The organism is Nonomuraea deserti (genome assembly GCF_004348685.1).
Classification (GTDB): domain Bacteria; phylum Actinomycetota; class Actinomycetes; order Streptosporangiales; family Streptosporangiaceae; genus Nonomuraea; species Nonomuraea deserti.
This window is the reverse complement of record NZ_SMKO01000281.1, coordinates 1-9,756: the sequence shown is the minus strand read 5'-3', so window position 1 is coordinate 9,756 and position 9,756 is coordinate 1. Positions and strand designations below refer to the sequence as shown.

Genomic DNA, 9,756 nt, shown 5'->3' with positions numbered 1-9,756 from the left:
CGCCCCCGGAGACGACCGGGCGTTCGTCATCCAGGAGCACCACGCACGGTCGCTGCACTGGGACCTGCGGCTGGAACGCGACGGCGTGCTGGTCTCCTGGGCCGTGCCCAAGGGCCTGCCCGCCGACCCCGCCACCAACCACCTGGCCGTGCACACCGAGGACCACCCGATGGAATACCTCACCTTCCACGGCGAGATCCCCAAGGGCGAGTACGGCGGCGGCACCATGACCATCTGGGACACCGGCACGTACGACACGGAGAAGTGGTCGGAGCGCGAGGTCAAGTTCGTCCTGCACGGCACGCGGACCTCCGGCCGGTTCGTGCTGTTCCGGACCCGGGGCAAGAACTGGATGATCCACCGCATGGATCCCCCGGTCCGCGACCCGTTCCCGGACGTCGAGCCCATGCTGCCCACCGAACGCGCCAGACCCCCGCGCGACGCCTCCGCCTACGCCTACGAGTTCGCGTGGGGCGGGCGCCGGCTGCTGGTGCCCGTCGAGGGCGGCCGCACCACGGCGTCCCGCGAGCACCCGTGGCTGCGCGAGCTGGCGGAGTCGTTCGGCAGCCGCACGGCACTGCTCGACGGCGAGCTCGCCACCCTCGGGCGCGCCGAGATCCTGGTCTTCTACGACCTCCTCTACGACGACGGGCAGTCGCTGGTGGACCAGCCCTACACGGCCCGCAGGACCGCGCTGGAGACGCTCGATCTCGCGGGCGCCCACTGGCAGACCGCGCCGTCCTGGCCGGGCGAGGCGGGGCCGGTACGGCAGGCGGCCCGCGAACAGGGGTTGCCGGGGGTGGTGGCCAAGCGCCTGGACGCGCCGTACGAACCGGGGCCGTCGAAATCCTGGCTCTTCATCCCCTCGTGACCGCCCGACCCGCGCGGCGACCCCGTGGACGTCGCGTTCGATCCTCCACCCGGCGGCGACCTGATCGCGGAGATCGTCCCCCGCACACCGGCGCGCGGATGTTCGGCGACCGGACGCGAGCGGGCGCGGTCAGGCCGGCAGCAGCCCTTCCGCCTCGAGCTCCGCCCAAAGCGTGTCAGTGACCGGCCGCGACCACAGGGCGGCGTTCGTGTGGACCTCTTCGGGCGCGCGGGCGCCCACCACGATCGACGCGATGGCCGGGTGGCGCAGCGGAAAGGCCATGGCCGCCTGGGGCAATGTGACGCCGTGGCGCTCGCAGACGGCGGCGATGCTCCTGGCCCGCTCCACCAGCTCGGCCGGCGCCGGCCGGTAGTCGTAGGTGCCCGACGGCTCGTGGGTCGCCAGGATGCCGCTGTTGAACACCCCGGCCGCCAGCACTCTGACGCCGCGCTCGACGCACTCCTCCAGCAGCGGCAGGCCCGACTGGTCGAGCAGGGTGTAGCGGCCCGCGAGCATGACGACGTCGATGCCGGTCTCCCGGACGAAGCGCAGCGGCGCCTGCCACTGGTTCATCCCGACGCCGATCGCCTTCACCACGCCCTGGTCCCGCAGCTCGGCCAGCGCCGGGTACGCCTCCGCGATCGCCTGGTCGACGTGGTCGTCCGGGTCGTGGATGAGCACGATGTCGACGGCCGGCAGCCCGAGGCGGTCAAGAGACTCCTCCAGCGACCTGCGTACGCCGTCGCCGGAGAAGTCCCACACCCGCTCGATCGCGGCCGGCACGTCGAAGCCCTCGCCGTCACGGTCTTCGCGCGACGACGTGGGCACCAGCAGGCGGCCGACCTTCGTGGAGAGCACGTAGCCCGAGCGGCCGGCCAGCGCCGCGCCCATGCGGCGCTCCGACAGGCCGAGCCCGTAGTGGGGCGCGGTGTCGAACAGGCGCACGCCCCGATCCCACGCGGCGTCCACCGTGGCGCTGGCCTGCTCGTCCGTGACCGACTCGAAGAGGTTGCCCATGGGCGCCCCGCCGAGCCCGTGACGCGGCAGCTCCATCACATTCAATCTTGTGCCTTTCCGCCCGCGATTCTGCTGATCATCAGCGCGATGAGGATGATCGCGCCGTAGATGACCGGCTGCCAGAAGCCCGACACGCCGATCAGCGTGAGGATGTTCTGCACCAGGCCGATCACCAGCACGCCCGTGAGCGCGCCCAGGATGGTGCCCTTGCCGCCGTCCATGCTGACGCCGCCGATGACGGCCGCCGCGAACACCATGAAGATCCACCCGACGCCCTGGTTGTTGCCGATCGCCCCGAGGCGTCCTGTCTCGAGGATCCCGGCCAGCGCCGCCAGCGTGCCACCCAGGATGAACACGCCCCAGAGCACCCGGTCGACGCGGATGCCGGCCGCGCGGGCGGCGTCGGCGTTGCCGCCGATCGCGTAGAGAGCGCGGCCGGCCCGGAGATAACCGAGGGCGAAGATGCCGGCGGCGAACAGGGCGCCGGCGATCCAGATGGCCGCGGGCAGGCCCAGCCACAGCGCGCTGCCGAGATAGAGGATGGAGTCGGGCAGCTGGAACAACGTCTTGCCCTCCGTCGGGCCCTGCAGGAAGCCGTGTACGACGATCAGCATGGCCAGCGTGACGATGAACGCCGACAGCTGGAACCTGATGATCAGGAAACCGTTGAACGCTCCGATTGCGGCGCCGACCAGCAGCGCCAGCGGGATGACCAGCGTCCCTGGCAGCCCGATGCCGAATCCGCCGGCCGACACCGGGATGATGAGCATCACGGCGATCGCGGGCGCGGTGCCGACCGTCGACTCCAGCGAGAGGTCGAACTTGCCGGCGATGAGGATCATCGCCTCGGCCAGCACGAGGAGCGAGATCGCCGCCTGCTGCTGGAGCACGTTGGTCAGGTTGCCCGCCGTCAGGAAGGTCGGGTCGAGGAACGCGCCCACGACGAGCAGCAGCACGATCACCGGCACGAGCGTCAGGTCGCGGAACCGGGCCAGCCGCGCCCGGGGGGCCGGCACAGTCAAACTGGTCACTCTTCCATGCCTTCCATCACGGCCACGAGCTCGTGGTCGGTCCAGCCACGTCGCATGTCCTTGACGACCCTGCCGTGGAACATCACCAGCACCCTGTCGCAGATGCGCAGGTCGTCGAGCTCGTCGGAGACCACCACGGCACCGGCTCCCCGCTCCACCGCGTCCTCGACGGCGCCGAGCAGCGCCTGCTTGGCCTTGACGTCGACGCCCGCGGTCGGGTTGATCACCACCAGCACCGTCGGGTCGTCCACGAGTGCCCGCGCGAACACCACCTTCTGGGCGTTGCCCCCGGACAGGTCACCGACCGGCTGATCGGCTCCTTCCGTCTTGATGTCCAGACTCTCGATCATCTCCTCCGCCCTGGCCCGGCGGCGCACCGGCGACACCAGGCCGTAGCGCCCCAGCTTGCGGGCGATCGGGAACGTGGCGTTCTCCGCCACGGACAGCAGCGGGACGAAGCCCTCGCGATGGCGGTCCTGCGGCACCCAGCCGAGCCCGGCCCGGAGCGCGGCCGGCACGTCGCCCGGCCGGATCCGCCTGCCGTTGACCGTGACCGTGCCGGAATCGGCCTTGTGCAGCCCGACCAGCGTCTCGGCGAGGCCGACCTTGCCGCTGCTCGCGGAGCCCGCCAGGCCGACGACCTCGCCGGACCTGACCGAGAGGTCGACGTCCTGGTAGCGGCCGGCGAGCGACAGGCCCGCGCCCGACAACACGACCGTGTCGCCGGGCGTGCGCGAGCGGGACGCGTACGCGACCGTGGCCTCCCCCGTCATCGCGGCGACCAGCTCGTCGTGCGGGAGGCCGGCGACCGGGCTGGTCACGATGTGGCGGGCGTCGCGGAACACCGTGACGCTCTGGCAGATCTCGTAGACCTCGTCGAGGTGGTGGGAGATGTACATCATCGTGACGCCCTGCTCGCGGAGGGAGCGCATGCGGGCGAACAACCGCTCGATGGCCGGCCCGTCCAGCCTCGCGGTGGGCTCGTCGAGGATGATGAACCTTGCCCCGAACGACAGCGCGCGGGCGATCTCGACGAGCTGGCGCTGCTCCACGGTGAGGTCCCCGGCCAGCGCCTGCGCATCGACGTCCACCTCGTACGTGTCCAGCAGCTCGCGCGCCCTGCCCCGCAGCGCCCGCCACCTGATCACGCTGCCCCTGCCCGACTGGCGGTTGAGGAAGAGGTTCTCGGCGACCGACAGCGCCGGGATGATCGTCGAATGCTGGTAGACGCAGGCGACGCGCCGCCGCCAGGCGTCGCGGTCGGCGAGGGGCGGTGCCGGCTCTCCCGAGAACAGCACCTCGCCCCGGTCGGGCCGCAGCAGCCCGGTGAGGATCGACACCAGGGTGGACTTGCCGGCGCCGTTCCTGCCGACGAGCGCGCGGGTCTCGCCCTCGGCGATCTCGATGCCCGCGCCGTCGAGCGCGGTGGTGGGGCCGAACCGCTTGACGACGTTCCGGGCTTCAACGTGAAGGTTCATCAGCCGGCCTGGTTGCCCCAGAGACTCTTGTCGTCCACGTTGTCCTTGGTCACGAGCGGCGCGGGAAGCTGGTCCTCCAGGCCGTTCGGGAGCTGGATGATCGTGCTGCCGTGGTCGGTCGGGCCGGGTTCGAACGTCTTGCCGTCCGCCGCCGCCTTGGCGTAGAAGAGCGCGTATTTGGCGTACAGGTCGGCCGGCTGCGAGACGGTGGCGTCGATGTCCCCCTTGCGGATCGACTCGAACTCCTGCGGGATGCCGTCATTGGAGACCACGAAGATGTGCTTGGGGTCGCTCGGCGGCACGAGCAGCCCCTTCTGCTTGAGCACCTGCAACGTCGGGGCCAGGTGCACACCTCCGGCGTGCATGTAGATCCCCTTGATGTCGGGGTTCTGCTCCAGGCGGGTCTGCAACATGGACGCCGCCTTGCTGCCCTCCCACTCGGTCGGCTCGCTGAAGACCGTGATGCCGGGGAACTTCGCCTTCATGCACTCCAGGAACGCCTCCGACCTGTCACGGCCGTTGATCGAGCTGAGCGCGCCCTGGAGTTGCACGACCTTGCCCTTGCCGCCGAGCTTCTCGCCGAGGAACTCGCACGCCTTGGTGCCGTACGCGCGGTTGTCGGCGCGTACGACCATGTAGACCTTGCCCTTGTCCGGCCGGGTGTCGACGGTCACGACGGGGATCTTCTTGTTCTCCAGCTGCTGCAGCGTGTTGGCGACCGCGCCGGTGTCCTGCGGGGCCATGACGATCACCTTGGCCCCCTGACCGATCAGCGCCTGCACGTTGTTGACCAGCTTCGCCACGTCGTTCTGCGAGTTGGTGGCGGGCATGAGGTCGACCTTCAGCTCGCCCGCCATCTGCGGAACGTACTTGATGTAGGAGTTCCAGAAGTCGGAGTCGGCGCGCGGGTGATCGATGCCGATCCTGGTGCCGCCGTTCCCTCCTCCCGCCGTGGTGCCTGAGCCACACGCGGTGACGATCGCCAAGAGGGCCGCCGCCGCGACCGCCGATCCGAGCTTCATGGGGGGTGTCACCTTTCTCGATCAGTTGCGTCTGAGCCGCAACCCCTGCATGCCACCGTCGACCGCGAGCACGGTGCCGGTTGTGGCGCTCGCCTGCGGGCCGGCGAGGTAGGCGATCGCCGCGGCGACCTCCTCCGGTGCGACCAGGCGGCCCATCGGCTGCCTGGCGTTCAGCGCCGCCCGCTCCGCCTCGGGGTCGTCGGCCACGTCGAGCAGCCGCGCGACCCACGGTGTGTCGGCGGTGCCCGGGTTGACGCAGTTGACCCGGATGCCCTCGTGGATGTGGTCGGCGGCCATGGCGAGCGTCAGCGACTGCACCGCGCCTTTGGTCGCGCTGTAGAGCGCCCGGTTCGGCAACCCCGCGGTGGCCGCGACCGAGCAGACGTTGACGATGGCGGCATGCTCCGACCTCCTGAGATACGGCAGCGCCGCCCGTGCCACCCGGACCATGCCCAGCACGTTGACGTCGTAGACCTTGTGCCACTCGGTGTCCGGGTTGTCCTCGATGGTGCCCTGAGCCCCGATGCCCGCGTTGTTGACCAGCACGTCGATGCCGCCCATACGCTCGGCGGCCTCGGCCACCGCGGACCTGATCCCCGCGTCGTCGGTGACGTCCGCCTTGATCCCGATGTACGGCTCGCCCGGCGGGTTGAGGTCGAGGCAGGCGACCTTCATCCCCCGCCCGGTCAGCTCGGCGGCCGTGGCCAGGCCGATGCCGGAGCCGCCACCGGTCACGATCGCTTTCAGCGTCACGCGTTCCTCCAGACCTCGCCGTCGGGGAAGCTGTGCGCGGCGATCGACTCCGCGTGCATCTCCGCGCTGAAGCCCGGTGCGGACGGGGCGACGTACCGGCCGTTCCTGATGACGACGGGGTCGACGAAGTGCTCGTGCAGGTGGTCGACGTACTCGATCACGCGGCCGTCCATGGAGCCGGTGACCGCCACGTAGTCGAACATCGACAGGTGCTGCACCAGCTCGCACAGCCCGACGCCGCCCGCGTGGGGGCACACCGGGACGCCGAACTTGGCCGCGAGCAGCAAGATCGCGAGGTTCTCGTTGACCCCGCCGACGCGGGCCGCGTCGATCTGCACGTAAAAGACGGCTTCGGCCTGCAGCAGTTGCTTGAAGACGATGCGGTTCTGGACGTGCTCGCCGGTGGCCACCGGGATCGGCGCGATGCCCCGGGCGATGGCGGCGTGGCCGAGCACGTCGTCGGGGCTGGTCGGCTCCTCGACCCAGTGAGGACCGAACTCCCGCAGCGCGTTGACCCACGCGATGCCGGAGCCGACGTCCCAGCGCTGGTTGGCGTCGATCGCGATCGGGTAGCCGGCCCCGCACACCTCGCGGGCCACCCTGAAGCGGCGCCGGTCGTCTTCGAGGTCGGCGCCGACCTTCAGCTTGATCTGCCCGAAGCCCTGGTCGATGGCCTCCTTGCAGAGCCTGCGCAGCTTCTCGTCATCGTAGCCGAGCCAGCCGGGCGAGGTCGTGTAGGCGGGGTAGCCGGCCTCGACCAGGTGGCTGATCCGCTCAGCCTTCCCCTTTTCCGCCTTTTTCAGGATGTCGAGGGCTTCGTCCCGAGTCAGCGCGTCGCTCAGGTAGCGGAAGTCGATGAGGCCGACGATCTCCTCGGGCGACATCTCGGCCAGCAGCCGCCACAAGGGCTTGCCCGCCCGTTTGGCTTTGAGGTCCCACAGGGCGTTGACCACGGCGGAGATCGCCATGTGCATGACGCCCTTCTCCGGCCCCAGCCACCGCAGCTGCGAGTCGTTGACCATGTTCCGGTAGAGAGCGCCGAGGTCCTCGACGTCCCTGCCGACGACGTACGGCTCCAGCGCGGTGATGGCCGCGGTCTGGACGTCGTTGCCGCGCCCGATCGTGAACGCGAACCCGTGGCCCTCGTGCCCGTCGTCGGTCGTGAGGACGACGTAGGCGGCGGAGTAGTCGGGGTCGGGGTTCATCGCGTCCGAGCCGTCGAGCTCACGCGAGGTCGGGAAACGCACGTCGTGCGTCCTCATGCCGGTGATGCGGTAGCCGCTCATGCCTGACCCACCATCTGGCGCTGCCGGCCCAGCCCTTCGATCTCCAGCTCCACCACATCGCCGGCCCGGAGGTACGGCTGACCCGGCATCCCCATCGCCACCCCGGCGGGCGTCCCGGTGTTGATCACGTCGCCCGGCTCCAGGACCATGAACTGGCTGAGGTAGCGCACCACCTCGGCCACATCGAAGATCATGTTCTTGGTGTCGCCGTCCTGGCGCACCTCGCCGTTCACCCAGAGGCGCAGGGGCAGTCGCTGCGGGTCGCCCACCTCGTCGGCCGTCACCAGCCAGGGACCGAACGGGTTGAACGTCTCACACGACTTCCCCTTGTCCCACTGGCCACCGCGTTCGAGCTGGAACTCGCGCTCGGAGACGTCGTTGGAGATCGCGTAGCCGGCGATCACCCCCCTGGCCTCCTCCGCGCTTCCCAGATAGCGGGCCTCCTGGCCGATGACGACGGCCAGCTCCACCTCCCAGTCGGTCTTCACGCTCCCCCGCGGGACCAGCACCTCGTCATGGGGCCCGATCATGGTGCTGGAGGCCTTCATGAACACCACCGGCTCGGCCGGCACCTCGGCGCCGGACTCGGCGGCGTGGTCGCTGTAGTTCAGGCCGATGCAGACGATCTTGCCGGGGCGCGCGAGAGGGGCGCCGATCCGCAACCCCTCGGCGTCGACGACGGGCAGATCGCCGCGTTCGAGCGCCTCGCGGACGCGTGCCACTCCTCCGGAGGCGAGGAAGGCGCCGTCGATCTCGGGCTCCCCGATGTCGCGCAGCTTTCCGGCGTCATCCAGCACCACCGGCCGCTCCTGGCCGGTAGGTCCTACTCGCAGCAGCTTCACACCGCATCCTTCATCTATACATCGGATGTCTCAACCCCTGATGCTCGTGCGAGCATGCCGAGCATGTCAAGGGGCACCGACCCGGATACATCCGATACGTGACTTGTGGAAGATTCCTGGGCAGGGTCATGGGCTGTGAAACGCGTTACCGCTCCGATGGCTACGTTCACATAGCCAGAATTCCACCACCCCAAACATCGGAGGTAAAACGTGCGCCACGGAGGGCGAGCGGCGCGAGCACCCCGACAGGCCTGACGGGAACGATCTAACGGCTTCGACGACAGGCGTCCTTGACGGCCGTACAGTGACGTAATAGAACACGTTTCAGTACCGCGTAACCAAGCGCTTGATCAAGAGGGTGATCCGGGTGCACATCGACCTCGTCGACAGGGACGTTTACGCGACCGCCGGACCTCCGCACGACCAGCTGGCCTGGCTACGCGCGAACTCGCCGATCCACTGGCACGACGGTGAGCCCGGTTTCTGGGCCGTCACCACGTACGACGAGGTCGTCCACGTCTCACGGCACTCCGACCTCTTCTCCTCCCACCGGCGGCTGGCCCTGTTCGACGAGATGGCCGACGACCAGATCGCGCTCCAGCGGCACATGATGCTCAACCAGGACCCGCCCGAGCACACGAGGCGGCGTTCCCTGGTCAACCGGGGCTTCACCCCCCGCACGATCGGAGCCCTCGAACAGCACATCCGCGACATCTGCGACGACCTCCTCGACAAGTGCTCCGGAGAGGTCGACTTCGTCACCGAAGTGGCCGCGCCCCTGCCCCTCTACGTGATCTGCGAGCTGCTCGGCGCGCCCGTGACCGACCGCGACAAGGTCTTCAACTGGTCGAACCGCATGATCGGCGCCCAGGACCCCGACTACGCCGCCTCTCCCGAAGAGGGCTCCGCCGCCGCCATGGAGGTCTACGCCTACGCCAACCAGCTCGCGGCGCAGCGCAGGGCCAACCCCAAGAACGACATCGTCACCAAGCTCATCCAGCCCGACGAGCAGGGCGAGACGCTCGACGAGAACGAATTCGACCTGTTCGTCCTCCTCCTGGTCGTGGCGGGCAACGAGACCACCCGCAACGCCGCCTCCGGCGGCATGCTCGCCCTCTTCGAGCACCCCGACCAGTGGGAGCGCCTGGTGGCCGACCCCGCCCTCGCCAGGACGGCCGCCGACGAGATCGTCCGCTGGGTCTCCCCGGTCAACCTCTTCCGCCGCACCTCGACGACCGACCAGGTGCTGGGCGGGCAGCAGATCAAGGCCGACGACAAGGTCGTGGTCTTCTACTCCTCCGCCAACCGCGACACCGCGGTCTTCCCCGACGCCGAGGTCTTCGACATCGGCCGCGACCCGAACCCGCACATCGGCTTCGGCGGCGGGGGCGCCCACTTCTGCCTCGGCAACCACCTGGCCAAGCTGGAACTCCGCATCCTCTTCGAACAGCTCGCC

At 69.6% G+C, this 9,756-nt stretch carries 9 protein-coding genes; 2 read left to right on the top strand and 7 right to left on the bottom strand.

Features of this window, described 5'->3' with window-relative positions:
• The coding region (locus E1292_RS47435) for a DNA polymerase ligase N-terminal domain-containing protein (RefSeq protein ID WP_132606370.1) at nucleotides 1–871 on the top strand (871 nt) is incomplete at its 5' end.
• 129 nt (nucleotides 872–1,000) lie between these two features.
• Here E1292_RS47435 and E1292_RS47430 read toward each other — a convergent pair.
• From E1292_RS47430 to E1292_RS47400, 7 genes are read right to left on the bottom strand one after another with little or no spacing between them, the layout of a single operon-like run.
• Nucleotides 1,001–1,924, bottom strand: a complete 924-nt coding sequence (locus E1292_RS47430; RefSeq protein WP_132606369.1) for an aldo/keto reductase — start codon at nucleotides 1,922–1,924, stop codon at nucleotides 1,001–1,003.
• 5 nt (nucleotides 1,925–1,929) lie between these two features.
• Nucleotides 1,930–2,904 (bottom strand): ABC transporter permease, encoded by a 975-nt coding sequence (locus E1292_RS47425; protein WP_246090912.1) that lies wholly within the window; start codon nucleotides 2,902–2,904, stop codon nucleotides 1,930–1,932.
• Nucleotides 2,905–2,915: 11 nt separating this feature from the next.
• Nucleotides 2,916–4,397: a sugar ABC transporter ATP-binding protein gene (locus E1292_RS47420; RefSeq protein ID WP_132606367.1), complete on the bottom strand. Its 1,482-nt coding sequence runs from the start codon at nucleotides 4,395–4,397 to the stop codon at nucleotides 2,916–2,918.
• Complete coding sequence (locus E1292_RS47415; RefSeq protein WP_132606366.1) at nucleotides 4,397–5,419, bottom strand: sugar ABC transporter substrate-binding protein; 1,023 nt, start codon at nucleotides 5,417–5,419, stop codon at nucleotides 4,397–4,399. The genes E1292_RS47420 and E1292_RS47415 overlap by 1 nt, the downstream gene beginning before the upstream one ends.
• 21 nt (nucleotides 5,420–5,440) lie before the next feature.
• On the bottom strand, nucleotides 5,441–6,172 hold the full coding sequence (locus E1292_RS47410) for an SDR family NAD(P)-dependent oxidoreductase (RefSeq protein WP_246090910.1): 732 nt from the start codon (nucleotides 6,170–6,172) through the stop codon (nucleotides 5,441–5,443).
• A complete protein-coding gene (locus tag E1292_RS47405) occupies nucleotides 6,169–7,458 on the bottom strand; it encodes an L-fuconate dehydratase (protein WP_132606365.1) in 1,290 nt (429 codons plus the stop codon). Before E1292_RS47405 ends, E1292_RS47410 begins: the two co-directional genes overlap by 4 nt.
• Nucleotides 7,455–8,300, bottom strand: a complete 846-nt coding sequence (locus E1292_RS47400) for a fumarylacetoacetate hydrolase family protein (protein ID WP_132606364.1) — start codon at nucleotides 8,298–8,300, stop codon at nucleotides 7,455–7,457. The genes E1292_RS47405 and E1292_RS47400 overlap by 4 nt, the downstream gene beginning before the upstream one ends.
• A gap of 367 nt (nucleotides 8,301–8,667) precedes the next feature.
• On the opposite strand from E1292_RS47400, the gene E1292_RS47395 reads away from it, so the two are divergent.
• Nucleotides 8,668–9,756 (top strand): cytochrome P450 (locus tag E1292_RS47395; RefSeq protein WP_132606363.1); only part of this gene is annotated, 1,089 nt, incomplete at its 3' end.